Origin of the sequence: Oceanobacter kriegii DSM 6294, from assembly GCF_000422845.1 — a bacterium.
GTDB classification, from domain to species: Bacteria; Pseudomonadota; Gammaproteobacteria; order Pseudomonadales; family Oceanobacteraceae; genus Oceanobacter; species Oceanobacter kriegii.
Map to the genome: position 1 here is coordinate 118795 of NZ_KE383934.1, position 26636 is coordinate 145430.

The window sequence follows — 26636 nt, forward strand, 5'->3', positions numbered from 1 at the left end:
GATGAGTCCGGGCGGGTTACCAAAATTACTAAAAGAAACTTCTCTGACGGAGTTAGATATGGCCTGGAACGAGCCCGGCGGTAAGGGCAATCCCAACGATCCCTGGGGTAACAACAACCGCGGCAATAACAATCGCGGCGGTGGTGGTAATCAGCCACCTGATCTGGACGAAGCACTGAAGCAACTGCTCGACAAACTGAACGGCATGTTCGGTGGCAAGGGTGGCGGCAACTCTGGCTCAGGTAACGACAACGGTGGTGGCGGTATCGCTGGCATGTTGACGATTGGTGCTGCCATTGTGCTGGTTCTGGGAGTGTTCAACTCCATCTATACCCTCGATGAAACCGAGCGCGGCGTGGTTCTGCGTTTGGGTGAATACCACGACACCACAGGCCCGGGTCTGAACTTCAAGGTGCCACTGGTCGACGAAGTGATTCCGGTAAACACCACCGGTGTTCGTGAAATCGAAGTGAAAGAACGCATGCTGACCGAAGACGAAAACATCGTCGAGATCGAGCTGAGCGTTCAGTACCGTGTGTCTGATCCGGTGGCCTACGCCCTGCGCGTGGAAGGCCCTGAGCGGACTCTGGTCGCGGCGGCTGAGTCTGCCCTGCGTCACGAAGTGGGTTCCACTGAAATGGACCAGATTCTGACCGTAGGTCGTAACCTGCTGGCCGATAACGTCCAGCTGCGTCTGCAAAACTACCTCGATGTCTACCAGACCGGTATGGTCATCAGTACTGCCAACATCAAGGACGCTCGTCCACCTAGCCAGGTGAAAGACGCCTTTGACGATGTTCAGAAAGCCAAGCAGGACAAGGACCGTTTCACTAACGAAGCGGAAGCCTACGCCAACTCGGTGGTACCTGAGGCCCGTGGTCGCGCCCAGCGTGAACTGGAAGAAGCATCGGCCTATAAAGACCGTGTGATTGCTCGCGCAGAAGGTGAAGCGGCTCGCTTCAACGACCTGCTGGTCGAGTACAAGAAAGCCCCAGACGTCATGCGTGAGCGTATGTACATCGACGCGGTATCTGCCGTGTACACCCAGACCAACAAGGTGATGGTCGATGTCGACGGTGGCAACAACATGATGTACCTGCCACTGGATCAAATCATGAAGAACATGCCAACCACGTCCGGCTCTGCGGATAACGGCCGTCTGACTGACGACGACGTTTCCCGTCTGACCGATCGTGTTCTGGAAGAAGTTCGCTCTCGTCAAACCAGCTCCACCACAACACGTCGGGAGGGTCGTTAATCATGAATGCCAAATCTCTAGTCGCGATCGTTCTGGCTGCCATCGTGTTGGTTGCTGCCAGTGGTCTGTTCGTTGTCAACGAAAAAGAACTGGCGATCAAACTGCAATTGGGTGAAGTCGTGGAAGCGGGCATTGAGCCAGGTTTGCACTGGGCGACCCCATTTGTTCAAAACGTGAAAAAGTTCGATGCCCGGGTTCTGACACTGGATGCCACGCCATCCCGTTTCCTGACCTCTGGTAAGAAATACGTCATCGTTGATGCCTTCGCCAAGTGGCGCATCAAGGACATCCGTGCCTACTACCGCGCAACGTCCGGTAACCGTATGGAAGCGACCAAGCTGCTGTCCAACCTGATGAACAAAGGTCTGCGTGACGAAATCGCTGCCCGTACCATGCACGACGTGGTATCCGGTGAGCGCGATGAACTGATGACCAAGCTGACGGCTCTGCTGAACGAAGATACCCAGACTGAACTGGGCATCGAAGTGCTGGATGTGCGTGTTAAAGCGATCGACCTGCCAGAAGACCTGAGCCAGTCGGTTTACGACCGTATGTCCGCTGAACGTCAGCGTGAAGCCCGTGAGCACCGCTCACAGGGTCGCGAGCTGGCCGAAGGTATTCGTGCTGACGCCGACCGTCAGAAGACCGTTATCGAAGCAGAAGCCTACCGTGACGCCGAGCGTCTGCGTGGTGAAGGTGATGCGGAAGCCTCTCGCATCTACAACGCGGCCTACTCCCAGGACGCCGAGTTCTACTCCTTTACCCGTAGCCTGAAGGCCTACACCGAGACCTTCAACCGCAACGATATGATTCTGTTGAAGCCTGACAGCGACTTCTTCCGTTACATGAAGGACGCTTCTGGTAAATAACACCAGAAGTTAGTTCGCCGGACACATCCATCATGGAGTTCGGCGGGCTGCTTTGATAGAATCCTGCAACCGGGCCTATGGCCCGGTTTTTTTGTGAGAATTCGACGGATTTGGTTAAAAAACGAACACCTTCTGCGTGGTCGTAACCGGGTCCTCATTCGAAGATACAAGTATGACGCTCTGGCAAGAATTTCTGGTCGCCGTATGTCTGGTGTTCATATTGGAAGGGCTGTTGCCGTTCCTGATTCCGGATCAATGGCGTCATTGGGTGATGTCGTTGGCACAAGCCAACACCCGCACCATCCGAATGACAGGCCTGTTCAGTATGTTGCTGGGCGTCGGCCTCCTGTATCTCATCCACTGACATGGGCTAAAGAATGACACTAGCGGATCGCTGGCTGTTGCCGGACGGCATCGAAGAAGTGCTGCCTCCTGGTGCACAGCAGATTGAACACTTGCGTCGTCGTTTACTCGACCTGATGGACGGCTGGGGCTATGACCTGGTTATGCCACCGGTACTGGAATATCTGGACGCATTGCTGACAGGTACCGGTAAGGACCTCGACCTACGCACTTTCAAGGTAACTGACCAACTCTCTGGCCGCATGATGGGTCTGAGTGCGGATACCACGCCACAAGTGGCACGTATCGACGCACACAGCCTGCGTCCGGAAGGCATTGGTCGCTTCTGCTACTGTCGTACTGTATTCCATACTCGCGCTCGCTCTTTGCTGGCGAGCCGTACTCCGACCCAGATCGGTGCCGAACTGTACGGCGAAGCCGGTGCCGCTGCCGATGTTGAAATCATCAGCCTGATGCTGAGCACCCTGGTGGCCAGCGAAGTCGAGCAACTGCATCTGGACGTTGGCAACGTTGGCGTTTACCGCGCCATTGCCGCTGCCGCCGCCATTACCGAAACCCAGCAAGCCGAGCTGTTTGACCTGCTGAAGCTGAAGTGCGCTTCCGATATCGAAGCCTGGGCGGCGCGTGAAATTGCCGATGCCAACAGCCAGCAAGCGTTGCAACTGCTGGCCCGTGCCCAGGGTTCTGTCGACAGCCTCAGTGCGACCTTCGCCAAAATTGGTGAACTGGTGCCAGCGGCTGCGGAAGAGCTGGAGCACCTGGTCGCTGTATGTGGCCAAATCGCCGCTCGCTACCCGTCAGTGCCTGTGTACATCGACCTGACCGAACTGCGCGGCTACCAGTACCACACCGGTCTGGTGTTTGGCGCTTACGTGCCGGGTTATGGCGATGCCATCGCTCAGGGCGGTCGTTACGACGAAACTGGCGAAGCCTTCGGACGCTCCCGTCCGGCCCGTGGTTTCAGTGCCGACCTGCGTGTACTGGCGCGTCTGGGTAACTTCGCACCGAACATCAAGTCCATCGTGCTGGCGCCTGCGGAAGGTGATGCCGAACTGTGGGCGAAAGTGAACGAATTGCGCGAGCAGGGCATGCGTGTCATTTCCTGTCGTGAGCAAGACAATCAGCCAGCGGATTACACGCTGCAGCAACAAGACGGCCAGTGGCAACTGGTCCAGATTCAACCGGTTCAGGGTTAAGAAAGTCATGGGTAAAAGTGTTGTAGTTCTGGGCACCCAATGGGGTGACGAAGGTAAAGGCAAGATCGTTGACTTGCTGACCGAAAAGGCTGCTGCGGTAGTTCGTTTTCAGGGTGGCCACAATGCCGGTCATACGCTGGTTATCGACGGTGAAAAAACCGCGCTGCACCTGATCCCGTCCGGCATCCTGCGTGATGGCGTACGTTGTGTGATTGGTAACGGTGTTGTACTGGCCCCAGACGCGCTGCTGAAAGAAGTGCGTGCTCTGGAAGAGCGTGGCGTACCGGTAATGGAGCGTCTGCGTGTATCCGGCGCTTGTCCGCTGATTCTGCCTTACCACATCGCTCTGGACCAGGCGCGTGAAATCAAGCGTGGTAACGCCAAGATCGGTACTACCGGTCGTGGTATTGGCCCTGCCTACGAAGATAAAGTTGCTCGTCGCGGTCTGCGTGTTGGTGACCTGTACCAGCCAGAATTCGCCGATAAGCTGAAAGAAGTGATGGAATTCCACAACTTCTCTCTGAAAAACTACTACGGCGTTGACGAAGTCAGCTACGAAGAAACCCTGGCGTCCTGCATGGACTGGGCTGCCCAGATCAAGGACATCGTGGTAGACGCGGTAGATCTGGTACACACCATCCGTGAAGACGGTGGCGACATCATGTTCGAAGGTGCCCAGGGCACGCTGCTGGACATCGACCACGGTACTTACCCGTTCGTAACTTCCTCCAACACCACTGCTGGCGGCGTTGCCACCGGTTCCGGTGTTGGCCCACTGTACCTGGATCAGATTCTGGGTATTACCAAGGCGTACACCACCCGTGTAGGTTCCGGTCCATTCCCGACCGAACTGTTCGACGACGTAGGTGAGCACCTGGCGACTGTTGGTAAGGAAAAAGGCACCACTACTGGCCGTAGCCGTCGTTGTGGCTGGTTCGATGCCATGCTGGTGAAACACGCAATCCGTGTTAACTCCATCAACACCATCTGTCTGACCAAGCTGGACGTACTGGACGGCCTGGACACTATCAAGGTATGTGTTGGCTACGAAGACGCCGAAGGCAACCGCATCAACGTACCTGCGTCTGCTGATCAGTTCGAGAAGATCAAGCCAGTGTACGAAGAGCTGCCAGGCTGGAAAGAATCCACCTTCGGTGCCAAGACTCTGGACGACCTGCCAGAAAACGCCAAGGCTTACATCCGCTTCGTGGAAAAAGCCATTAACGCACCGATCGATATCATCTCCACCGGTCCTGACCGCGTAGAGACCATCGTACTGCGTCACAGCTTCGACATCTGATTCTTAATCAGACAGTAGAGCCCAAAAATGCCGCGCATCGTCGCGGCATTTTTGTATCCGCAAATCGCTTTCGGTTGTTGGTGTTTACGCTGTAATCTGTAAAACGCAGTTTGCTGCATGATCGTAGTTGTCGCGGCTCTGTTCTAAACAACGGTCTGTAACTCACTGATTTTAAAGGACTGTCACCCTTGTGTCGGGTTGCTGTCGGCTGTTTGTCGTCACGACTTTAAAGGGAATCAAATACGCTGATCTCAACAGCAACAAGGAACTCGCAATGATTATTCGCAAATTGAGATTGCAACGAGGTTGGTCGCAGGATGATCTGGCGCAGCTCACAGGGTTGAGCGTGCGTACGATTCAGCGAATTGAAAAAGGCCACAAGGCTGGCCTGGACTCATTGAAGGCTTTGGCTGCTGTTTTTGAGGTAGAACTCACCGATCTGCAACAGGAGCCCGACATGCAAAATTCTTCATCTTTTCCCCATAGTCAGTTCAATGTGACAGCCGAGGAGCGGCTGGCATTAGAGCACGTTCGCAGGAAGCGAGGTTTTTATCGCCACGCCATCAGTTATGCCGCAGTTATACCGGTGCTTTGGGGGATTAACCTGTTTTCCTCTGAGCATATTTGGGCGATCTGGCCGACTTTTGGGTGGGGGATCGGGCTGCTCTCGCATGCTATGAGGGTTTTTCCTGTGATTCATCTGTTTGGCCCCCAGTGGGAAAAGCGTGAAGTTGAAAAAATTCTTAACCGAAAGCTCTGAGCACATTCGAACCAAGGAATAGCGCTGGTGCTGGTTTTGATAAAGGCTGCATCAGCCATGACGCAATACTGTAGACCCTTATGGCCCAATCCCGTTTTCATCGTCTCGACCGCTTTATTGCTGCCAATACTGAGCACAGCCGCAACGACGTGCGCTTGCTGCTGGCGCAAAAGCGGGTATTGGTGAGCGGCGAAACCGCGACGGATATCAACCAGCGCATCGGGCCGTTCGACCGGGTGGAGCTGGACGGGCAGGTGCTGCAAGACAGGCAGCCCGTATACCTTGCACTCTACAAGCCTGCGGGTGTGGTCAGCGCCACCAAAGACCCACACGACAAAACCGTTATCGACGTGCTACGCGAGCACGGGGTAAGTGATCACCAACTGCAAGACCTGCACATCGTCGGCCGTCTGGATAAACACTCCACCGGTTTGTTATTACTCACCAATGACGGTGAGTGGTCGCGGGCGCTGATGGCGCCAGATACCAAGGTCAGCAAGGTATATGACGTTGAGCTTGAGAACCCGGTCGAGCCAGAGCAGGTTGCTGGCTACGTACAGGCTTTTGCCGAGGGCATGTACTTCGAATACGAAGACCAAACGACTCAGCCCGCCAAGCTGGAAATGCTCGACCGTCATCTTGCCCGGGTAACCCTTACCGAAGGCAAATACCATCAGATCAAACGCATGTTCGGGCGCTTTCGAAACCCTGTAATTGGCCTGCATCGGCTCTCGGTCGGGGAGTATTCGTTATCCGGGTTGGGGCTTCAGCAGGCCGGGCAGTGGTGCGAGTTGGGGCGGCGCTAAAGCGCGATCGTCTGAACCGTATCGGCAGTTACCAGCCCTGACAGAGGCTGTCGCCAATGGCAAAACTTTACTTTCTGTCTGCCAATCGGTAGAACGTTCGTTCTTTCCGGGTGCTTTGGTCGGCCATTGTTGGCGACCACAGGCAACCGCATGGAATCCGGTATCCCATTGTCTGGGTAGTCCGGAGCTGTACTCGCAACTGTACGCCAAACCTGTGTCATCGGTGCGGCAAGCCAGATACATGTCCTGGAAAGCACTATTCGGGCGAGAATACCCGTGTAGCCGATGGTTGTTGCGTCTGTTTCTGTATTTGCCGAAGCAGCGGTGTCGCGTCTGCATACGTTTCTGTCCCTGTATTTTCCTTTGTTGCCAGGGATCGCATGCGTTTTCTACTGCTTTTTGCTCTCTTCGTAAGTTCTTTCAGCTGGTCCGACAGTGATGCGGATTACCTGCTGGTGATCACTTCGCCACGCAATGCCGAAACCATTGCCGAAGCCGCCCGTCTGTTTCAACAGGCTAACCCTGAACGACAGGATCTGGTGATCAAGGCGCGCACCGCCGACCAGATGTGGCGTCAGTCGCAAGCGGAAAACCAACAGTTGCTGGCCCATAGCCGGGCGGTGTTGGGCTTTGGCCTGTACGGTGCCAGCGTCGCCAATCTGGATTCCTTGTTTCAGCAGCCCCTGATTCAGACCAACCCCCATCAACCGCGCTTGCTGATCAGCAGCGATCATCGTCTGGTGGCGTTGAGCCAATTTAACGGCCGCAAGCTGTTCGATGACATGGACGTGCTGCGCACCATTGCGGCAGATTTACCCGGCGATAACTTCCAGCAAGACCTCGACCAGCAATTGCAGCAATACCCGCAGCAGCGCCCGTGGCTGCAAGCCCGCGGCTATTGGCATGGTGGCGGCGCAGCCAATACCGCTGCCTTGTTTGGCTGGTTGTTCCAGCAAATCGGTGAGTCGTTAACGGTTGAACCGGTTGCGCCAACGCCGCAACTGCAGTGGCTGGTAAACGGTAAAGGCTATGAGCAGCTGAACGATGCAGCCATGGCCGGGCTGGATGCCGACAAACCTGTGTGGGTGTTCATGGACCATGCTGGCAGCGGCCGCCCGGCGGATTCCCGCCTGTTGCAACAGATGTGTCAGCAAGCCCGTGAGCACAATGCCCAATGTCTGGCGACGTTGGCATATTGGGGAGAAGCGTCGGTGCAGGCGGCACAGCAGCTGTTGGCGTATTCCTCCCGCATCAGTGCGGTTGTTATGTTGCAGGACTTCGTTATTGGTGGCGGCGAAGGGCGCTCGGCGGTGACCGATGTGTTCAGCGAGTTGAATGTGCCGGTGATCAAGGCCATCAAGCTGCGGGATCGCACTGCTGCTGAATGGCGCTTGTCGTCCGATGGCATCGCTCACGACAAGGTTTACTACCAGGTCGCCATGCCGGAATTGCAGGGTGCCAGTCAGCCGCTGGTGATTGCCACACTGGATCAGCCTCACAACGATGAACGAACCGGCATTCAGGTGCAGAGCGTGGTGGCCGACAAGGCCGGTATCGACTCCCTGCTGAACCGCGCCGAGCGTTGGCATCGACTGCAAGCGACGCCGAACCGCGACAAGCGCATTGCCATTATTTATTACAACCACCCGCCGGGACGTCACAACATTGGTGCCGATAACCTCGATGTACCGGCATCCTTGTGGCAAATCCTCAATCAGTTACAGCAGGCCGGTTACAACACCGGCACCTTGCCTGAATCGCAACAGGCACTGCTCGATATGATGCAGGAGCGGGGTGTGAATCTTCCAAGGGACGCAGCCGCACTGGCGAGCATGAGCAGCCAGGTTGCGACTATGTCGGCGGAGGACTACCAACGCTGGTTTGCGACCTTGCCAGCAGCGGTGCAGCAGGAAATGGAACATGGGCCCTTCGGTTTGCTGCACCAGCAAATGATTCAGGCTTTGCAGGCGCAACGATTCGATCTGGCCGACGAGGCCCTGCACCACACCATGGAAGAAATGCACCACTTGCTGGAAGGCGTCGATCATCCGGGGCGCCCTCGGGCACTGGCCTTGCTGGAGGAGCTGGAGCATTGCTATGACGCCGCCATTGGTGAACAAACCGGTTTGGACACGCCGTGTTTGGTGTCTTCTGAAAGCAAGACTGACGGGCAGGCTGAAGAGCACAGCCGTGCCAGCAAACTCATTGCGGCACTGCAGCAAACCGGCATCGAAGGGCTGGGCGGTTGGGGCGCGGCACCGGGTAAAGTGATGAGCTATGACAACCGCTTGCTGCTGCCGGGCCTGACCTTTGGCAACGTGTTTATTGGTCCACAGCCGCCACGGGGCTGGGAAATCAACGAAGAACTGCTGCACGCGAATCTGGCGTTTCCGCCGCCACACCAGTATCTGGCCTTCTATCACTACCTGCGCGACCAGTTCAAAGCCGATGCCTTTGTGCATCTGGGGCGTCATTCCACCTACGAATTTCTGCCCCACCGTTCGGTCGGACTGTCGGATGACGATTACTCCCGCATCATCGCTGGCGATGTGCCTGGCGTGTACCCCTACATTGTCGATGGCGTGGGTGAGGGCATTCAGGCCAAGCGCCGTGGTCTAGCGGTGATGGTCGATCACCTGACCCCGCCACTGGCCAGCACTCCGCTGTACGACGAACTGCTACAACTGCGCCAGTTGATCGAAAGCTTCGAAGCCAATCATGGCAGCGACAATCAGGCGGTCAGCGACCGGCTGATCCGCCAGATTCGCGACAAGGTGGATACGCTGGAGTTGAAAGACGAGCTGGCCGAAGCCATGTCGGCAGAACTGGCGGTGATGGGCATTCGTTTTGAAGACGTTGACGACGACATGCTGGTGCATGAAATCGGCCACTACCTGACCGACTTGCAGGAGCGTTTTATGCCGCTCGGCTTACACGTGTTCGGCAAGCGCTGGGACGACGAAGCCATCCGCATGATGCTGGACTCCATGTTGTCTGGTGCGGCTTCTACTACCGCTTCTGATGCAGCTTCAGGAGCAGCTTCTGAAATAGAGCAAGAGCGTGCTCAAAAACGCGCTCATTTGCAGCCGTTGCTGGAAGCGTCTCCGGATGCCGAAATGACCGCGTTACTGAACGGCCTGTCAGGCGGTTACGTAGCACCGGGACAAGGCAATGACCCAATTCGTAGCCCCGACAGTTTGCCCACCGGGCGCAACTTTTATGCCCTCGACAGTTCGCTGATTCCAAGTCGGGTGGCGTGGCAGCTGGGGCAGGAAATGGCCCGCTCGGCGCGGGCCAACAACAGTCAGGACGCCAGCAAAAGCGAGGCGGTGATCTTGTGGGCTTCGGATGTGGTGCGCGACGAAGGCGTGATGGTGGCGTTTGGCCTCGACATGCTGGGGCTGGAACCGGTGTGGAACAGCCGCGGGCTGGTGAAAGGGTTACAGCATCAACAGGCTGCCTTGGTTGGGGATCGCCCACGACGAGATATTGTTTTCACCACCTCGGGGTTGTTCCGCGACTTGTATGGCCAGCAAATGGCGCTGCTGGATCAGGCCGTGCTGTTGGCTCTTGACGCCAGTAGCGACACCATTCGCCGCGACTATCCGGCCCTGACACTGGCACTTGCTGCCGCGCTGGAAGGGCTGGGTGAGCGGGCACAAGGTGGTGATGAGCCTCTTGGCAGCAATCAGGTTGCCGCGCACTGGCTGACTCAGGCACAGGCGCAATTGGCGGCTGGTACTGACGCCCGTGAGGCTGGCATCGCCGCCAGCCTGCGTATTTTTGGTGATGCACCGGGCAGTTATGGCGCTGGTATTAACCGCTTGGTGGAGCGTTCCGGAGCCTGGCAAAACCGCTCGGAACTGGCCGAGGTGTACCTGCGTCGGTTAGGCCACAGCTACGGTAGCCAGGGCTTTGGCCGCGCAGCTCAGGGAGCGTTTGAAACCGCCTTGGGCACCGTTGAAAACACCTATTTTGGCCGTTCCAGTAACCTTTATGGGCTGATTGATAACAACGACGCCTTTGACTATCTGGGAGGCTTGAGTCTGGCGGTGGAGTCCATTACCGGCAGTGCGCCAAACAACTATGTGATGGACCATTCCGACCCCAATGCCGTGAACGTACAGCCGTTAGGCATTGCCTTGCGACAAGAACTGCGTGGCCGCTACCTCAATCCGGCCTGGCTGGAAGCTCTGATGGAACACGGCTATGCCGGTGCCCGCACCATGGGCAGCGAGTTTCTGGAGTATTTGTGGGGCTGGCAGGTGACCAACCCGACGCTGGTTGGCGACTGGGCCTGGGAAGAAGTAAAAGCGGTTTACATCGACGACCGCTACCAGCTGCAACTGGATGACTTTCTTGCCGAAGGCCACAGCGCCCATGTGAAAAGCAACATGCTGGCCATCATGCTGGTGGCCGCCCATAAAGGGTTCTGGCAGGCCGACGACGCCACGCTGCAACAGCTGGCGAGCGAGTTTGCCGAGCTGGTTGCCCGTAATGGTTTGCCGGGCAGTGGCCATACTGACCCCGATAACCCCATGCTGCCGTGGCTGCAACAGTATCTGACGGCGGAGCAATGGCATCCGGTTGCGACTGCTATGGCGGCGGCCAAAGGTCAGCCACAGCCAGCAGAAGCGGAAGTGCATCGGTTGACCGAACTGACGCTGGACGATGCTTCAGATGCGCAGGTTGAAACAGGCGTTCAAACAGATCCTTTAGCAAGTACCGCTGACGGCTCTTTAACAACGACCGCCAAGGGCTCTCAATCAAACGGTCAATCAAACAGCCAGGCAAGCGACCAAAGCACGTCAGATGAACAACCGCAGTGGCTGGTCTGGTGGCCATGGCTGCTGGCGCTGACGGTTGCATTGTTGTTGGCCGGTGGTTTTTACCGTGGACGCCAGCAGCGCTTGGCCTTACAGGCTCAGCTGTCCGGCTACGGGGTCGCTCACACTGATCAGAACAGCAAGCCTAACCCGCATAAGGAGACGCGCTGATGGAATACGGCATTGTACTGGGGCTGCTGCACCAGCTGGTGGGCTGGCTTTTGTATCCGGTCGTGATTGCGCTGGGGTTGTCCATGCTGGCGTTGCTGTGGGAAATCGGCCAGTTGGTGGCGGAATACAGCGGCACCCTCAGGCTGTTTCAGCAGGCTGGCCTCCGTTATCCGGTTGAGGCCGAAGTCACCGAACAAGCGTTTCAACGTCATGCTGCCAAACGGCTGGAAAGGGTGGATCTACTGGCTCGGTCTGGCCCTATTCTGGGGCTGATGGGCACGCTGATTCCGCTGGGGCCGGGACTGACGGCTCTGGGCTCGGGCAATATCGATATTCTGGCCACGGCACTGACGGTCGCTTTCGACACCACGGTGATTGGCCTGCTGATTGGTTTGGTTGCCTATGTGCTGGGGCGGGTACGTCGCCGCTGGTACGACAACACCTGGCAGCAGCTGCAGAATAATCTGGCGATTCCGGTGCTTTCTGAAGATACCAGTGGAGGCTCTCGTGGCTAAAAAATCCTCCTGGCAATCGTCGCAGTTTGCCGAACAAGACACCGACCCTCTGGCGGGTTTTGCCAACATCATGGACGTGATGCTGGTGTTTTCCCTTGGGCTGATGCTGGCGCTGGTGGCACAAAGCCCGGACTTGCAGCGCAAACTCAAGCTCAGTTCAGCAGCTGGCAACACTGGCCAGCCGGTCACGGTTGGAAAAGAACTGGTGGAAGCACCGGAATCAATGCAACAGGCGTTGAAGGACGGTGCGCAAGGCATGCAATCGCTGGGTCAGGTTTATAAAGACCCGAAAACTGGCAAATTGATTCTGGTAGGTGGGGAGTAACTTTGGTGTTGGCAGTACGACAGGGAAGGGCACAGTTGTTATCCCGCTTCACATTCACCGCTTTAAAAGCTGTCGCCAAAACCTCTGGGAGCAACATCGTCAGGCTGCTGGCCCTGAGTGCCATTGGATTATTGGCTTCTCACACAGCAGCACAAGTGGCTGGCGCATCCCAAGGGGTTGAGGTACCAGAGAACTCTGCTACTGATAAGTCAGCAGCGAGCCTACCCGCCAGTAAGCAGTCTTTGGCGTTACGGCAAAATGCCACCACGCTGTTCAGTAACGACCGCTTTGATGTGCTGCGCAGCGAGCGGTTTGTGGTGGTGGATCTGAAAAAGCCTCATCAGGTGCTTTCCACCGCTCGGGTCAACGGCGGCGAGCAACAGGGACTGCGCTATCTGGTTAATCATCAGAGCATGGAAGCCAAAGCGGATAACCATCAGCTGATGAAAATCATCAACCAGACGGCCGAGCAATACCTGCAAGATATTGCCACCGAACTGCAACTGCCGGCTGAGCAAATTGCGCTGATGGGCACCGCCGCCAACGTACGTAATCTGGGCCACAGCCGTCAGCGCTTCAAAGGGCTGGAAGTGGACGCCTTTGTTACCGCAGGGGTCAAAGGCAACGCATTGCGCGCCGGTGATCCAACCCGCTGGTACGAAACCGACTCCGGCAATAAGCGGGTGGACTACCACGGCACCATTAATACCATTGTGGTGATCAACCAGCCGCTAACGGCTGGCGCACAGGCCAAGGCAGCCATGATCATGGTCGAAGCCAAGTCAGCGGCGTTGGCTGAACTGTCGGTGCCGAGCACGGTATCGCCACATCTGGCCACCGGCACAGGCACCGATCAGTTTATTCTGGCGAGCCTGACCGACAACCGCCGCCCAAGCCTGCAAAGTGCCAGCGGCCACCTGAAGTTGGGCGAGCTGATTGGCACGGCGGTGCGGCTGGCGACGCTGGAAGCTCTGCGCTGGCAAAACCGTCTGACCGCCAATGACACAGCAACGGTGGAGTACGCCCTTGGCCGGTTTGGCCTGAACGATCAAACCCTGCAAGCGGGCATCGCCACCTACTTGCCCAAACCGCAGGCGTTGCTGGCTAACCAGAACCTCGATTCCATTCAGTCAGACCCAAGGCTGGTGGCGGCCGCCTACAGTTATGCTGCTTTGCTGGACCGCATCCAGTACCAGGGTTTGCCGCTCAGCATTCGCAACGAAGTACTGCGTGATCAGGCTGCGCAGGCGGCGGTGGCAGTATCCGGCCAAGCGGCGCAATGGCACATGTTCTGGCAGCAACTGAACCCGCGCAGCTCGGATATGGACGCCGCCGTGGCGTTATTTGCCAAAGCCGTCGCGCTGGGGTGGCAGGCCAAATGGCAGGCTACCGAGCACACCATGGCTCAACCTCTGGCAAAAACCCGCTCCCGCGCTGCAGGTCATGACTGATGGCTCTGGGCATGGTTTTCCTGGTTATCATGGCACTCGGTTCGGCAACTTTTGCGGCGGCTGATTCCGGGGCTTCTTTTAACGAGACATACAACGAGACTTACAACGAAGCTCATAACGAAGCTCATAACGAGATTCGCAAAAGAGAGAACCAGACCGAAGGGGTATATGGTTCCGAAGTCATTCACGTCGCCATGCTGCACCTGAATCCGCGCCCCGGACAGCTGGATGATAATCTGGCCAGTCTTGAACAGGGCCTGCGTCAGGCGGCAGCCATGGGAGCCGACTGGGTTACCACCCCTGAACTAGCCATTACGGGCTATCACTTCAGCGACCAAATCGGCACCGGCTGGATTCAACCCGTCTCGCAGGATCGCTACCTGAAGCACATGCAGCAACTCAGCGATGAGCTCGACATCACCCTGTTTTTAAGCCATCTGGAGCAAGTTGCCACGAGCGGTCCGGTGCACAACACCCTGTTTGTGATTTCCCCGGATGGGCAATTGCTGGCAAGGCATCACAAGATAAACACCATTCCGGGATCGGAAGACTGGTCGGCGGAGGGCAGTCAGCCAACCCGAGTGACGCTGAACGGCGTTCGGGTTGGGCTTCTTATTTGCGCTGACGCCTGGCCAGCGCAACATACCGATGTTTTAAAGCAGCAGGGCGTTGATGTGATTGTATCCAGCGCCAATTGGGCGCCGGGCTTGTACGGCCCGGAAGGCGTTTGGGAAGCTCGTTCGCTGGCGTCGGGTGTACCGTGGTTTGTGAACAACCGCACGGGTATCGACACCACGCTCGACTTGCGCAACGCCAACAGCGTGCTTGCCTATCAGGGAGAGCGCCTACAGCAAGCTGCTTCCAGCACGCCATTTGTCTGGCTGCTGGATTGGAACCTGACCACCAGTACCTTGCAGGGCAATGAGCGTCTGGCGCTGGAGGCGACAGACTAGCCCCAGGGCAATCTGTATCTGGTATATCTGTACCTATCAAATCTGATTTTTTTAAGCCTGACATTAATCTCCGCCAACGCCTAATCTGACACTCCCGAATACGGGTTTCAGTCTGTTGCGGAGGTAGTCAGATGGACGAAACAGCCTTGATGCTGGCGCGGGTTCAGTTCGCGTTCACGGTTTCCTTTCATATTATTTTTCCGGCCATCACCATCGGGTTGGCCAGTTTTCTGGCGCTGCTGGAATACCTTTGGCTACGCACCGCGCAGCCGGTCTATAAAACACTTTATGTGTTCTGGTCGCGTATTTTTGCGCTTAACTTCGGCATGGGCGTAGTGGCTGGCTTGGTGCTGGCCTATGAGTTCGGTACCAACTGGGCGGGGTTCTCGAACTTCGCTGGCAGCATTACGGGCCCGTTGCTGGCCTACGAAGTACTCACCGCTTTCTTCCTGGAGGCCGGGTTTTTGGGTGTGATGCTGTTTGGCTGGGATCGGGTAGGCAATCGTTTGCACTTTTTCGCCACGGTCATGGTGGCCATTGGCACCCTGATTTCCGCTACCTGGATCATCGCTTCCAACAGTTGGATGCACACGCCAGCAGGCTACACCCTGGTGGAAGGTATGTACGGGCTGGAAGTGGAGCCGGCCAGCTGGTTCGAGATTATCTTCAATCCGTCGTTTCCGTATCGATTGGTGCACATGGTGTTGGCGGCGTTTTTAAGCACCGCCTTGATGGTGGCTGCCAGCGCTGCCTGGCATCTGTTGCGGGGTAACAACAGCCCGGCAGTTCGCAAGATGATGACTATGGCGCTGTTGATGCTGGTGGTGACCACACCGCTGCAAATCATTGCTGGCGACGTTCATGGCCTGAATACACTGGAGCATCAGCCTGCCAAGGTTGCTGCGATGGAAGGCCATTGGCGCAATGGTGAACCCGGTGAAGGCGTACCGCTGATTCTGTTTGGCTGGCCCGACAACGACACCGAAACCACTCACTTCGCGCTGGAAATCCCTCACCTTGCCAGCTTGATTCTGACGCACAGCATGGACGGCACGTTCAAAGGACTGTCGGAGTTTCCGGCTAACGAGCGTCCAAATGCCGCCGCGGTGTTCTGGTCGTTCCGGGTCATGGTGGGCCTTGGCATGTTGATGTTGCTGCTGGGTGTGTGGGGCAGTTGGAGTTGGTGGCGCGGCACCTTGTTCAGCCAGAAATCATTGTTGAAATTCACCCTGCTGATGGGGCCGAGTGGATTGATTGCGCTGTTGGCGGGTTGGTTTACCACCGAGCTGGGACGCCAGCCCTGGGTGGTGTATGGCCTGCTGCGCACCGACGAGGCCGCCAGTGCCCACAGTGTGCCGGTGCTCAGTTTCACCCTCGTGTTGTTTGTGGTGGTGTACTTCGTCGTTTTCGGCGTTGGCATTCGCTACCTGCTGCGGCTGATTGCTACCGGGCCGGATGACCTGACGGCCGATAGTCACTTTTCAATATCCACCATTCGGGACGTTCCCGACCAGCCACTCGGAGGCAAATACTATGGGCATTGATACCTCGCTGCTGTGGGCGGTCATTATTCTGGTGGGCGTGATGCTTTATGTGATGGCCGATGGCTTTGATCTGGGCGTTGGCATCCTGTTTCCACTGGTGTCGTCTGACGACGACAAGCACCGCATGATGGCAAGTGTTGCCCCGATCTGGGACGGCAATGAAACCTGGCTGGTGCTTGGCGGTGCTGGGCTGTTGGCGGCCTTTCCGATGGCGTATTCGGTGATTTTAAGCGCCCTGTACATTCCCATTGTGCTGATGCTGGTGGGGCTGATTTTCCGCGGCGTCGCTTTTGAAGCCCGCGGCAAGGCTTCAGCGCAAAGCCGTCATCTTTGGGATCTGGCTTTCTTTGCTGGTTCATTGCTGGCGACGTTTTGTCAGGGGGTGATTCTGGGAGGTTATGTTTCCGGCTTGGAAGTGGTGCAAGGCCAGTTTGCTGGTGGAGCTTTCGACTGGCTCAGCCCGTTTTCGGTGTTTTGTGGTGTCGCGCTGATCGCTGTTTATGCCCTGTTGGGCAGCACCTGGCTGGTTATGAAAACCGAACATCGGCTGCAGCAGCAGATGCGCGCCATCAGCGCCAAACTGGTGTGGGCTCTGCTGGCGTTTATCGCGGTGGTGTCTGTCTGGACGCCTCTGGAGCATCCGGCCATCGCCGAACGCTGGTTCGCCTTCCCGAATATCTGCTGGTTGCTGCCTATGCCAATACTGACCTTGCTGGCCGCCATACAGCTGCTGCGTTCAGTCAAACAGGGGGAAGCGGCGCCGTTTGTGTATTCGCTGCTGATTACGGCGCTGGGTTATGTCGGCCTTGGCATCAGTTTGTGGCCTAACGTGATTCCTCCCAATATCAGCATCTGGGACGCCGCTGCGCCAACGTCCAGTCAGGGCTTTGCGCTGATTGGTGCCTTGCTGATCATCCCGGTAATCCTGATGTACAGCGCCTGGTCGTACTACGTATTCCGCGGCAAGGTAAATATGGACGACGGTTATCACTGAGCAATGCTGAGTGCCCCTGATAACGCCGGACTTGTTCCGGCGTTTTTGTATCCAGATGCCAGCTGGGTATCAGTTTTCTCACTATCTGCCCGCTATACTGCGGAGCGTGTTCTATAGCCGCTTTCGTTCAGCAGCGGCACTCACAAACAAGGAATTTGGCATGAAAGGAAGCTGCTTATGTGGCGCAATTCACTATGCGGTGGATGCACTCTTTACTCCGATCATCCATTGCCACTGTAATACCTGTCGAAAGGCTCATGCAGCGCCATTCGCCAGTACGGCCGGTGTCTTGCGAGAACACTTTCACTGGACCAAGGGAGAGGACAAGCTAAGCCTTTACGTATCCAGTCCTGGTAAGCGAAGGCACTTTTGCTCGATCTGCGGTAGTCACTTGATCGCCGACAGATGCGGGCAGAAGCATGTCGTTTTGCGTGTTGCGACACTCGATGATGACCCTGGCGTAAAACCCGAAGCCCACATCTGGACAGAACATCACGTTGAATGGTTAGCCTACGACAACCTGCCTGCTTTTGAGCAATGGCAAGTAAACAGCTGAATAGCATCAAGGAAGAGTGATGAGACAAGCGTTGTGCGACAAAATCATTGTGGTTTGTAATGCCAAAATCAAAGCCAAGGGCGACAACGTTGGATTGTCGTTTTACTCGTTTTTTGGCAACAAGAACGACGACCCCGGAATGCTGATGGAAGCCGCATCCTGGTGGATCGAAAGGCACCAGCTGGATCATTTCGAAAAGGCCGTGAAAATCCGCGACATGGTCAGGGCGGGTCTTTGATTCCGGGCAATATGCCAGGTGTGTTTGCTGGGTAGGCGTAGGATGTAATAGCCGAAGGCGTATTACATTGAAGGGTTTTGACTGATAAAAAACCGCCCGGATAACCAGAGCATATCCGGACGGTAAAACGGCAACTTGAACGGTTCGGGGGAAGTCGCTTCTTTGGGTCTACCGGACCAAAGACGCTGCCGTATTTGCCTGCTTATTGATTCACGCAGAGTGAATCCCCTAGCGGGCAAATCCATAGCGGAAGCGTTGCAGCCCCTTGAGGGCATCTTCCGGACTTTTATCGGCACGAATCACAAACGAACTGAAACCACATTGCTGCATCAGTACCAACTGGTCACGTAGCACGTCACCCACCGCACGAATATCGCCTTCGTACCCCATATTGCGGCGCAGCACAGCAGCCTGAGAGTAGGCGCGGCCATCGGTAAACTTCTCGAATTCCAGCGCCACCATGGGGCAATGTTGCAGCAGATCGGCGAGTTCCTCCGGTTCGTCGTTCGGGCTCAATTGCAATGCCGGAGCAGCTTCCGATGCGTCGTGTTCAGCCAGCCACAGGCGGTATTGCTCGACGGTCAGGGTCTGGGCTGTTTCAGTCTGCTGGTCTCTTGTTGCTTGCGGGCCTCTTTCTGTTTGCGGGTCTTTTTCTGCCTGTGGACCTGGAGGGCTCCAAGGATCATCAAACACCCGTTCGGCCATGCCATTTCGAATAGCGATTAATTGGCTCATCAGCAGCTCTCCTCAAGGACTTGGTGGCCGCGGTTGTAAACGGCATCCTTGAACGCCGGGACGCCAAGCCGCTCAACGCAGTCGGCGAAGTTTTCATCGCCTTCACGAACGCTGATGTAGTGGTCGGTCAGGCGGTTCAATACGGTGGGAATCTCTTCTGCCGGAAAGGCCGGCCCAATGATTTTGCCGATGCGGGCGTTCTTGCCTTGCTGGCCGCCGATGGTGACCTGAAAGTTCTCTTCTTCTATGCCGTCCTTGCCCTTCTTCACGACGCCCAGAATGCCGATGTTGCCAACGTGATGATGGCCACAGGCGTTCATGCAGCCCGATACGTTCAGGCTCAATTCACCAAGGTCATGCAGATAGTCGAGCTGGTCGAACTGCTGCTGAATCTGGCGCTCCACCGGAAGAGTTTTGGTGTTGGCCAGAGCGCAGAAGTCTCCGCCGGGGCAGGAGATGATGTCGGTTAACAGGCCGATGTTCGGCGTTGCCAGACCAATGCGTTGGAAGGCTTTCCAGAGTGGGAACAGGTCGCAGCGGGCGACATCGGTCAGCACCAGATTCTGCTCGTGAGTCACCCGAATTTCGCCATCGCTGTAGCGTTCTGCCAGGTCTGCCAGTTCGCGCATCTGGTTACTGCTGAGGTCGCCGGGGGCGCTGTTTTCAAAAGTGTGTGGGCCGGGTTTGGTGGAAGCCACTACCGCCACAAAGCCCGGCTGCTTTTGGGCCCGGGTGTTTTGCTGAACCCATTGGGCGAAGTCCTTGTCCCGTGCCAGCCAGGCGCCGTACTCCAGATCGAGCGCCTGATTGTAAAGCGGGTATTCGCGCTGGAAGCCGGCACTGATGCGGGTCAGCTCTTTGTGGCTGACCACTGGAGCAGCGCCACTGGTGCGGATTTTCTGCCACTCTTGTTCGACTTCATCGCGGAAGGCATCAATGCCTAACGCCTTCACCAGAATCTTGATGCGCGCCTTGTACTTGTTGTCGCGACGGCCAAAGCGGTTGTACACCCGTAAGGTGGCCTCCAGACAGCCCAGCAGGTCTTGCCAATGAACCTGTTCAAACAGCGTCTGGTTCAGAATCGGCGTACGGCCAAGACCACCGCCCACCATAATGCGGAAGTGTGGTTCGCCGTTGTGGAGGTATAGATAGAGGCCAATATCGTGGGCGCGAATCACTGCGCGGTCTTCATCGGAGGATGACACCGCAATCTTGAATTTGCGTGGCAGGAACAGAAATTCCGGATTGATGGTGGCCCACTGGCGCAGCAGTTCGGCGAACGGGCGCGGGTCCATGGCTTCGTCGCTGGCGACCCCGGCAAAGGCTTCAGTGGTGATATTGCGCACGCAGTTGCCGGAGGTCTGAATGGCGTGCATGTGCTCGCCAGCCAGTGCCTCAAGGATATCGGGTACGTCGCTTAATTCGATCCAGTTGAACTGCAGGTTCTGACGGGTGGTGAAATGGCCATAACCACGGTCGTAGCGGTCGGCGATATCGCCCAGCAAGCGCAGCTGATCGGCAGATAAGGTGCCGTAGGGAATGGCGACCCGTAGCATCCAGGCGTGGCGCTGCATGTACAGGCCGTTTTGCAGGCGCAGTGGCAGGAATTCATCGTCGCTGAGATCACCGGCCTGATAGCGGGCCACCTGATCGCGAAATTCTTCAACTCTGGCAAGTACCAGAGCGTCGTCGTAGTCGTTGTATTGGTACACAAACACGAGCCTGAACAGTGGAGTGGCCTACAGATTAGGGTTTGACGCAGATCAGGTTCAGGCTCAAAAAAATTAAAATAAATAGGGACAGTTTTTAGATCGGAATACGTAGATGGTGCGTGATACGCACCGGATTGCGGTATCCCGGGTTCGCGGATGAATCTGCTCCTACAGGAGGGCTAAAGTTGTGGTATCCGCCACCAATATTAGCCCTCCACCAGTCCCCGGAACCGCGCTAGTGCCTGTTGGCGATGGTCGTTCCAGTCGTGGGCGAAGCTGAGCCGTACACAGTTGCTGAACTTGCCCGAAGCTGAAAACAGCGGCCCGGGCGTAATTACTACCTTTTGCTGCAACGCGCGGGGGTAAAGAGCCAGCGTATCGGCTTGCTCGGGCAGCTCCAGCCACAGGGCCAGTCCACCCTCGGGGGTGCTGATTTTGTGGTCGTTGCCCCAACTTCGCAGTGCTCCCAGCAGCTGATCCCGTTGATTACGCAGTTGATATTTCTGCCGTTTCAGATGCGCTGCGTAGTGGCCATCTTCCATGAAATCGGCGATGCCCTGTTGCAGCGATCGGCTGGATGCCAACTGGGTGATCATTTTCAGATGCAAAATCTGACGGTGCCAGCGGCCACCGCACACCCAGCCGATGCGCAGGTCCCGCGACAAGGATTTGGAAAACGAGCTGCACAAGATTACCCGGCTCTTTTTCGGATCGGCTGCGGTTTGGACTGCGCCCGCTTCCAGTGCCTTGAGCGGGTCGGGAATGCTGTTGAATGCGGTGTCGGCGTAGATGTCGTCCTCGATGACGGCCAGATCGTGCTGCTCCGCCAATGCCAGCAGGCGGCTTCGACTGGCTTCTGGCATCAGTGCGCCAGTGGGCGTTGCAAAGGCGGGCGACACCAAACAAGCACGGATGGGCCATTGCTTCAGCGCTGATTCAAACGCGTCGATATCTAGGCCGCTGTTTGGATGCGCAGGGATTTCGATGACCCGCAGTTGCAGTTGTTGCAGCAGCTGCATCACGCCGTAAAAACCGGGAGATTCCACCGCCACCACATCGCCCGGTTGGCAGCAGGCAGACAGCGCCAGAAACAACGCCTGCTGGCAGCCCGAGGTGATGGCGATGTCGTCGATAGCCAACGGGCAACCGCGGCGGGACAGCGACAATTGCAGCTGTTCTCGTAATGACACCATGCCTGCCGGATCGTCGTAATAGAGGTAATCGTCACCTCGCTGACGGCGCAGGGCTCGGCCGATGGAGCGGTTTAGCGCGACAATGCCCGGCGGTAAATCACCGCTTGGACGCTCGGGCAAAATATCGAAAGCAGCACTGCGGCGCATGATGTCCAGCAGCAGTTCGCTGACACTCACCGGGCGCGGTGGCTCCAGCTTGCCGGTGGTGCTCGGCGCGGCAATGGCGCTGGGTTTCAGGGTGACATAAAAGCCGGATTTGGGGCGGGCTTCCAACAGTCCTTGAGCCTCCAGCCGTTGCAGCGCATGTTGCACAGTGGCCTTCGACGCCGAAAATTCCTGGCACAGGGTACGGATGGATGGCAGACGTTCGCCCAGACGCCAGCGCTGCTGCTGAATGCCATCCAGCAACTGCTGCTCCAACTGCTGATAGCGGTAATGCTGGAGAGTGTTGTTGTTCATGCTGCTTCCCCGACTGTGCCCATCTGTCCCCATTCTTTTTAAAATTTTTAGGCCTGATTCGATTGCTGTCAATTGCTTACTCTGCAACCAGTGATTATTCGATGAGAGGCCAGAACGATGGAACATACCACCGCGGCACGCATTCCCCTTGTGAACGAGTTTGATCCCTCCGGCGTGTCCCCAGCGCCACGCACCACCGACGAGCTGCAACAGTTACTGCCACCGAAAAAACCGGCCCAGGTAAACGGCAAGTTTTACGTGCGGCTGGTCAGCGGCGTTTTTCAGAACCTGCGCCGCATCGTCAGCGCCCCCTTGCTGCTGGCGTTTTTTGGCATGGTGTGGGTGCAGTGGGGCGACCACCCAGCGGTGCTGTTCTCGTTTGCAGAACGCCGTATCTTCCTGTTTGGCAACAGTCTGGGTTGGCACGACCTGCACATTCTGTCGGGGCTGCTGATTGCATCTGCCACCCTGCTGTTTTTTACGGCGGTGGCCTATGGCCGCGTGTGGTGCGGATTTGCTTGCCCGCAGAGTGTCTGGACCTGGCTGTTCATTCGCATCGAACAAGTGATAGAAGGCGATGCCCGCAAGCTCAAAAAGATGGATGAAAAAGGCCTCACCGCGGTTCAGTACCTGCGTCGTGGCCTCAAACATCTGGCGTGGCTGGCGGTGGGACTGGTAACCGCCATCACCTTTGCGGGCTACTTTATGCCGATTCGTGAACTGCTGGCAGACATGGCCAGCTTCGACCTGTTATCGGTCGCCTGGGGCTGGACCATCATCATGGCGTTGCTGACCTATACCAATGCTGGTCTGGTGCGCGAAAAAATCTGTACCCATGCCTGTCCGTATTCGCGCTTTCAAAGCGTTATGTTCGACTCTGACACCCGTACGGTTTCTTACGATGTGCTGCGTGGAGAACCGCGCAGCCGTCATCAGAAACAGCAAAAAAGCTGTGGCACAGCGTCTGGTGACAACAACAGCAATGAACGTCAGGGCGACTGTGTTGACTGCTCGCTGTGTGTGCAGGTGTGCCCGGTGGGCATTGATATTCGCAACGGCCTGCAACTGCCATGCATCGACTGTGGCGCTTGCATCGACGCCTGTGACGGCGTGATGGAAAAGCTCGGCAAAGCCAAAGGACTGATTCGGTTTGCCTCCGACAATGAACTGCTGGGCAAACCGCGCCGTCTGATTCGTCCCCGACTGCTGGGCTACGGCGCAGTAATGACACTGGCGTTTTCCGGCGTTGCCTGGGGCTTTGCCAACAGCACCGAACTGCTGGCCGAAGTACACCGAAGCCGCGGCCAGCTATACGTGCAACGGGCCGACGACACCTGGTGCAACGACTTTGAAATCAAACTCGAAAGCTTCGTAAATGGATCTCAGCAAGTGAACCTGACGGTTACCAGCCACAGCGGCACAGCCTTTGAATTGCTCGGCCCCGTGCCGGTAGATTTAAACGACGCCCAAGGTAAATGGCAAAGCTATCGGGTGTGTTCACTGTCTGACCAGGTTGCCCCGGATATGCTGGTGTTCGATTTCAAGATGGACGGAGTGCAATTACAGCGCGAAGCCAAGTTTATCGTGCCAGCGAGTGCGCGGTAAGGGTGGGAAACCTGAGTGTAGGAGGGAATTCATTCCCGATGGATGAGCCTGCTCATCCCGAAAAATCTGCATTTAACGCCGTCTTCGCGGTTTACCGTTATTTGTAGGAGGGAATTTATTCCCGAAAAAATCTGCATTTAACACCGACTTCGCGGTTTACCGTTATTTGTAGGAGGGAATTTATTCCCGATGGATGAGCTTGCTCATCCCCCCTGATTCACAACCACGCGGCATCCCAAAACGGGTAATTGCCAATGTGCTCAACCAACCCCGCTCTTAACGGATTGGCCACGATATAACGTGCGACTTGTCTGATATCCTCATCCCGGCGAATGGCCCTGTCGTGGAATCCCGGTTGCCATAGCGATCCCGTTGACCCAAACCGCCTGTTGATCTCACGGGCGGTTGCTGCTTTTAAACGTTTTACCTCTCCCGACAATGTTTGCTGGTCAACCTGAATTAACCAATGAACATGGTCTGGCATCAGCACCCAGCAAAGCAGCCGCGTTTGTTGCAACACTCGCGGGCTCGTAAAGGTTTGTACCGCCGTATGGGCAACGCTCCAATCTGCAAAGATCGGCCGTCGATTGTTGGTCGCGGTAGTAACAAGATAGATTTGGCCGGGGATGGAAACACGGCCTTTGCGCAGGGCCTGCTGGCCCGGTTGGATATTCATCGCCTGCGTCCTTGCTAGCGGTTGGTGATTCCCAGTCTATCGGGGTTCGGGAATGAATTCCCTCCTACCACACGGAGGTCACCCTGTAGGAGGGAATTCATTCCCGATGGATGAGCTTGCTCATCCCGGCAGCACTGCATTTTCTGACCTGGCCACGAACCGTTCCATTGCCAAACATCATCATTGCCTGCGCACTTTACCCAAAGTGTTTGCTCACTTTTCCAACAACTGATAGCGTAAATGGCTGATTTTAGAGATGTTATTGGCTGCGGTTTACAAGTTTATGCGCACAGGGCAACCGGATTAGCGCGCATGCGTACTAACTCGATAATGTGGTTCTAAGTAATTAGCAAAGAGTCTCGGGAAATCAGAAGGTTGTGGCGGATTTTTTCACCGTGGGTGTTACTGGGAAGCTGCGCATGCGCAACAATAAACTGTTATGCCTTAATGAAGTAAAGGAAAATTATGATGTTTAATGAATCTATAACGATTCGTTCAGAAGAAGACGCATGGAAGACCTTGGAAAGGTTATTGTTAGAAGATGATTTTCATGAGTATGTTGAATTCGAGAGTTGGCCTTTTATAAATTTGAATATCAAAGGTGATAGATACTCTTCAACTTTGCCTGCAAATTTATTGAACAAATTGTCCTGTATACAGAGCAATTTGAATACATTCTACGGTAATTTTGTATACGAAGGAGATGCCAGAAATTTAAAGAAATATGAAAAGCATGATATCGAGCTTGTATTTAAGGTCAAGGAAGGAAGTACAGACTTAAAGGCTGATGCAACTGGCCTACTTAACAGGTTAGGAGAATCTATGACCAAGCCAGAGACTCAAAAGGTTGCAGGTATCACTATGTGTGTCCTCGCTCTCATACTCTCTGGTGCTGGGGTGGTTAACAACTATGCCGATAATAAAAAAGATATAGAATTGCAAAGACTAAAACTTTTGGAAAAAGCCATTGAGACAGCTCCTGAATTAAAAAATTCATCCGCAGAAATACAAAAAACATTTCGGCGTGTTATTTCATCTGCCGCTGATGCTGACACAATATCAATCGGAGAAACACTTTTTGATAAATATGCGATTAACAAGATTGCCGAGAAGACTAAGAATAAAATTGAATGGGTAGAAATAGAGGGGGAGTTCCGTATTAGCTCTATACGAGGCTATGAAAATTATTACACGATTGAAATAGTCTATGAAGAGAACTCAAAAGTCAGGGCTAGGCTCCCTAAAAATATTGTCAGCGAGAGCCAGGAAAAACTTTTAATAGATTCGCTTATTAATGGATCCTTGGTGAACTTAAATTTCAAAGCCAAGAAAATAGAAGATGGTTACGCAAGCGCTAGAGTTCAAGGAGTTGGATAATTGGCATAACAAACAGCAGCAACGGACTGATGATCTTCCCCCCGTTTTACCGGACACCTTTTTAACTACGAAAAGGTGCTCTATGCCAGCCTACAAAAACCAGAAAAAGACAAAGCAATACTCGCTTGAATTCAAACGCTCGGCAGTTGAGATGAGTCTTGAAAATGATGTTCAAGTGCAGCAAGTTGCAGAGCGTTTGTTCCACTTTTTCCGAAAATTAAGCCGTTCATGCTGTCACGATGGCGAAAAGAATATCGGGAAGGTCAGCTGAAGCCCTCTCGGAAACCATCAAACGTAGTGAAGACGAACGTGAGCAAAGCAAAGAAAACAGCATCGAAACCCGAGGAATCCAGTGAGCTTCGCAAGCTGAAAAGAGAGAATGAGCGCCTGAAAAAGGAGCTCGATCTGGTAAAAAAGTGGCAACGATTTCTCGCGGAACAAGAGAAGAGCGATACCGATTCATAAGAGATCATCGAGAACGTTTTGGCACTGCCTGGCTTTGTCGTTGGTTGAACGTATCTCGTAGTGCCTACTATCAGTGGTTGAGCCCTTCAGAGTCTGTACGCCAACTCTCAGACCGACAGCTGGTCAAGCACATCGCTCAGGTGTTTGAAAGCAGTGACGGCATCTATGGTTCGCCCAGAGTGCATAGGGAGTTAAGACGAGAGGGTGTACGGGTTGGCGAGAAACGAGTGGCCAGATTGATGCAGCAGTATGGAATGCGAGGACGCTGTTCACGAGTTTACAGGCCAGC

The 26636-nt window shown here is 55.5% G+C and carries 25 protein-coding genes and 1 riboswitch; of the genes, 21 read left to right on the forward strand and 4 right to left on the reverse strand.

Annotated elements, in window-relative coordinates:
* Positions 1-58 precede the first annotated feature (58 nt).
* The 16 genes from hflK to G516_RS0119415 all read left to right on the forward strand — a co-directional run bounded on the left by hflK (position 59) and on the right by G516_RS0119415 (position 18125).
* On the forward strand, positions 59-1258 hold the full coding sequence (gene hflK, locus G516_RS0119340; RefSeq protein WP_028295044.1) for an FtsH protease activity modulator HflK: 1200 nt from the start codon (positions 59-61) through the stop codon (positions 1256-1258).
* A gap of 2 nt (positions 1259-1260) precedes the next feature.
* Complete coding sequence (gene hflC / locus G516_RS0119345) at positions 1261-2127, forward strand: protease modulator HflC (RefSeq protein ID WP_028295045.1); 867 nt, start codon at positions 1261-1263, stop codon at positions 2125-2127.
* A 172-nt stretch (positions 2128-2299) separates the two neighbouring features.
* Entirely contained in the window at positions 2300-2491 is a 192-nt protein-coding gene (locus G516_RS0119350; protein WP_028295046.1) for a DUF2065 domain-containing protein, read from the forward strand.
* 13 nt (positions 2492-2504) lie between these two features.
* Complete coding sequence (locus tag G516_RS0119355; RefSeq protein ID WP_028295047.1) at positions 2505-3686, forward strand: ATP phosphoribosyltransferase regulatory subunit; 1182 nt, start codon at positions 2505-2507, stop codon at positions 3684-3686.
* A gap of 7 nt (positions 3687-3693) precedes the next feature.
* On the forward strand, positions 3694-4986 hold the full coding sequence (locus G516_RS0119360) for an adenylosuccinate synthase (RefSeq protein ID WP_028295048.1): 1293 nt from the start codon (positions 3694-3696) through the stop codon (positions 4984-4986).
* 274 nt (positions 4987-5260) lie between these two features.
* Complete coding sequence (locus tag G516_RS0119365) at positions 5261-5746, forward strand: 2TM domain-containing protein (protein ID WP_028295049.1); 486 nt, start codon at positions 5261-5263, stop codon at positions 5744-5746.
* Positions 5747-5826: 80 nt separating this feature from the next.
* Positions 5827-6552 carry a pseudouridine synthase gene (locus G516_RS0119370; RefSeq protein ID WP_028295050.1) on the forward strand — a complete coding sequence of 242 codons (726 nt, stop codon included), beginning with the start codon at positions 5827-5829 and terminating at the stop codon, positions 6550-6552.
* 91 nt (positions 6553-6643) lie between these two features.
* Positions 6644-6816: riboswitch (cobalamin riboswitch) on the forward strand.
* 191 nt (positions 6817-7007) lie between these two features.
* Positions 7008-11549 carry a cobaltochelatase subunit CobN gene (locus G516_RS23410; RefSeq protein ID WP_211225152.1) on the forward strand — a complete coding sequence of 1514 codons (4542 nt, stop codon included), beginning with the start codon at positions 7008-7010 and terminating at the stop codon, positions 11547-11549.
* On the forward strand, positions 11549-12064 hold the full coding sequence (locus tag G516_RS23415) for a MotA/TolQ/ExbB proton channel family protein (RefSeq protein WP_051219633.1): 516 nt from the start codon (positions 11549-11551) through the stop codon (positions 12062-12064). Before G516_RS23410 ends, G516_RS23415 begins: the two co-directional genes overlap by 1 nt.
* A complete protein-coding gene (locus G516_RS0119385) occupies positions 12057-12389 on the forward strand; it encodes a DUF2149 domain-containing protein (protein ID WP_028295051.1) in 333 nt (110 codons plus the stop codon). The genes G516_RS23415 and G516_RS0119385 overlap by 8 nt, the downstream gene beginning before the upstream one ends.
* A 242-nt stretch (positions 12390-12631) precedes the next feature.
* Complete coding sequence (locus tag G516_RS24185) at positions 12632-13840, forward strand: adenosylcobinamide amidohydrolase (protein ID WP_051219634.1); 1209 nt, start codon at positions 12632-12634, stop codon at positions 13838-13840.
* Positions 13840-14793 (forward strand): carbon-nitrogen hydrolase family protein, encoded by a 954-nt coding sequence (locus G516_RS23425; protein WP_051219635.1) that lies wholly within the window; start codon positions 13840-13842, stop codon positions 14791-14793. Before G516_RS24185 ends, G516_RS23425 begins: the two co-directional genes overlap by 1 nt.
* Before the next feature lie 131 nt (positions 14794-14924).
* The gene (locus G516_RS23430) at positions 14925-16337 is read left to right on the forward strand and encodes a cytochrome ubiquinol oxidase subunit I (protein ID WP_051219636.1); all 1413 of its coding nucleotides are present in this window, start codon (positions 14925-14927) and stop codon (positions 16335-16337) included.
* A complete protein-coding gene (gene cydB, locus G516_RS0119405) occupies positions 16327-17331 on the forward strand; it encodes a cytochrome d ubiquinol oxidase subunit II (protein WP_028295052.1) in 1005 nt (334 codons plus the stop codon). The genes G516_RS23430 and cydB overlap by 11 nt, the downstream gene beginning before the upstream one ends.
* 160 nt (positions 17332-17491) lie before the next feature.
* The gene (locus G516_RS0119410) at positions 17492-17887 is read left to right on the forward strand and encodes a GFA family protein (protein WP_028295053.1); all 396 of its coding nucleotides are present in this window, start codon (positions 17492-17494) and stop codon (positions 17885-17887) included.
* A gap of 19 nt (positions 17888-17906) precedes the next feature.
* Positions 17907-18125: a DUF6500 family protein gene (locus G516_RS0119415; RefSeq protein ID WP_028295054.1), complete on the forward strand. Its 219-nt coding sequence runs from the start codon at positions 17907-17909 to the stop codon at positions 18123-18125.
* A gap of 228 nt (positions 18126-18353) precedes the next feature.
* Here G516_RS0119415 and G516_RS23435 read toward each other — a convergent pair whose 3' ends face one another.
* The 3 genes from G516_RS23435 to G516_RS0119430 form a co-directional block, all read right to left on the reverse strand.
* Positions 18354-18860, reverse strand: coding sequence for a DUF934 domain-containing protein (locus tag G516_RS23435; RefSeq protein ID WP_051219637.1), 507 nt, complete (start codon positions 18858-18860; stop codon positions 18354-18356).
* The gene (locus G516_RS0119425) at positions 18860-20572 is read right to left on the reverse strand and encodes a nitrite/sulfite reductase (protein WP_028295055.1); all 1713 of its coding nucleotides are present in this window, start codon (positions 20570-20572) and stop codon (positions 18860-18862) included. The genes G516_RS23435 and G516_RS0119425 overlap by 1 nt, the downstream gene beginning before the upstream one ends.
* A gap of 206 nt (positions 20573-20778) precedes the next feature.
* Complete coding sequence (locus G516_RS0119430) at positions 20779-22224, reverse strand: aminotransferase-like domain-containing protein (RefSeq protein ID WP_028295056.1); 1446 nt, start codon at positions 22222-22224, stop codon at positions 20779-20781.
* Between the two features lie 117 nt (positions 22225-22341).
* On the opposite strand from G516_RS0119430, the gene ccoG reads away from it, so the two are divergent.
* The gene (ccoG, locus tag G516_RS23440) at positions 22342-23829 is read left to right on the forward strand and encodes a cytochrome c oxidase accessory protein CcoG (protein WP_084645265.1); all 1488 of its coding nucleotides are present in this window, start codon (positions 22342-22344) and stop codon (positions 23827-23829) included.
* A gap of 217 nt (positions 23830-24046) precedes the next feature.
* Here ccoG and G516_RS0119440 read toward each other — a convergent pair whose 3' ends face one another.
* Entirely contained in the window at positions 24047-24505 is a 459-nt protein-coding gene (locus G516_RS0119440) for an REP-associated tyrosine transposase (RefSeq protein ID WP_028295057.1), read from the reverse strand.
* A 465-nt stretch (positions 24506-24970) separates the two neighbouring features.
* Between G516_RS0119440 and G516_RS0119450 the strand changes: the two genes are divergently transcribed.
* The 4 genes from G516_RS0119450 to G516_RS25305 all read left to right on the forward strand — a co-directional run.
* Positions 24971-25882, forward strand: a complete 912-nt coding sequence (locus G516_RS0119450; RefSeq protein WP_156879114.1) for a hypothetical protein — start codon at positions 24971-24973, stop codon at positions 25880-25882.
* An 82-nt stretch (positions 25883-25964) separates the two neighbouring features.
* Positions 25965-26153, forward strand: coding sequence for a hypothetical protein (locus G516_RS24825; protein WP_156879115.1), 189 nt, complete (start codon positions 25965-25967; stop codon positions 26151-26153).
* 38 nt (positions 26154-26191) lie between these two features.
* Entirely contained in the window at positions 26192-26347 is a 156-nt protein-coding gene (locus G516_RS24915; protein ID WP_169449558.1) for a hypothetical protein, read from the forward strand.
* A partial coding sequence (locus G516_RS25305; protein ID WP_156879118.1) for an IS3 family transposase occupies positions 26299-26636 on the forward strand: 338 nt, incomplete at its 3' end. The genes G516_RS24915 and G516_RS25305, both read left to right, overlap by 49 nt.

Excerpts from the sequence above, each read along its gene's own strand:
- G516_RS0119355 (WP_028295047.1), top strand. The coding sequence starts at position 2,505 with ATGACACTAGCGGATCGCTGGCTGTTGCCGGACGGCATCGAAGAAGTG.
- G516_RS0119370 (WP_028295050.1), top strand. The coding sequence starts at position 5,827 with ATGGCCCAATCCCGTTTTCATCGTCTCGACCGCTTTATTGCTGCCAAT.
- G516_RS24825 (WP_156879115.1), top strand. The coding sequence starts at position 25,965 with ATGCCAGCCTACAAAAACCAGAAAAAGACAAAGCAATACTCGCTTGAA.
- G516_RS0119430 (WP_028295056.1), bottom strand. The coding sequence starts at position 22,224 with ATGAACAACAACACTCTCCAGCATTACCGCTATCAGCAGTTGGAGCAG.
- G516_RS0119410 (WP_028295053.1), top strand. The coding sequence starts at position 17,492 with ATGAAAGGAAGCTGCTTATGTGGCGCAATTCACTATGCGGTGGATGCA.
- G516_RS23430 (WP_051219636.1), top strand. The coding sequence starts at position 14,925 with ATGGACGAAACAGCCTTGATGCTGGCGCGGGTTCAGTTCGCGTTCACG.
- G516_RS0119440 (WP_028295057.1), bottom strand. The coding sequence starts at position 24,505 with ATGAATATCCAACCGGGCCAGCAGGCCCTGCGCAAAGGCCGTGTTTCC.
- G516_RS23425 (WP_051219635.1), top strand. The coding sequence starts at position 13,840 with ATGGCTCTGGGCATGGTTTTCCTGGTTATCATGGCACTCGGTTCGGCA.
- G516_RS23435 (WP_051219637.1), bottom strand. The coding sequence starts at position 18,860 with ATGAGCCAATTAATCGCTATTCGAAATGGCATGGCCGAACGGGTGTTT.
- cydB (WP_028295052.1), top strand. The coding sequence starts at position 16,327 with ATGGGCATTGATACCTCGCTGCTGTGGGCGGTCATTATTCTGGTGGGC.
- G516_RS0119450 (WP_156879114.1), top strand. The coding sequence starts at position 24,971 with ATGATGTTTAATGAATCTATAACGATTCGTTCAGAAGAAGACGCATGG.
- G516_RS0119350 (WP_028295046.1), top strand. The coding sequence starts at position 2,300 with ATGACGCTCTGGCAAGAATTTCTGGTCGCCGTATGTCTGGTGTTCATA.
- G516_RS0119365 (WP_028295049.1), top strand. The coding sequence starts at position 5,261 with ATGATTATTCGCAAATTGAGATTGCAACGAGGTTGGTCGCAGGATGAT.
- G516_RS23415 (WP_051219633.1), top strand. The coding sequence starts at position 11,549 with ATGGAATACGGCATTGTACTGGGGCTGCTGCACCAGCTGGTGGGCTGG.
- hflC (WP_028295045.1), top strand. The coding sequence starts at position 1,261 with ATGAATGCCAAATCTCTAGTCGCGATCGTTCTGGCTGCCATCGTGTTG.
- G516_RS0119415 (WP_028295054.1), top strand. The coding sequence starts at position 17,907 with ATGAGACAAGCGTTGTGCGACAAAATCATTGTGGTTTGTAATGCCAAA.
- G516_RS0119360 (WP_028295048.1), top strand. The coding sequence starts at position 3,694 with ATGGGTAAAAGTGTTGTAGTTCTGGGCACCCAATGGGGTGACGAAGGT.
- hflK (WP_028295044.1), top strand. The coding sequence starts at position 59 with ATGGCCTGGAACGAGCCCGGCGGTAAGGGCAATCCCAACGATCCCTGG.
- ccoG (WP_084645265.1), top strand. The coding sequence starts at position 22,342 with ATGGAACATACCACCGCGGCACGCATTCCCCTTGTGAACGAGTTTGAT.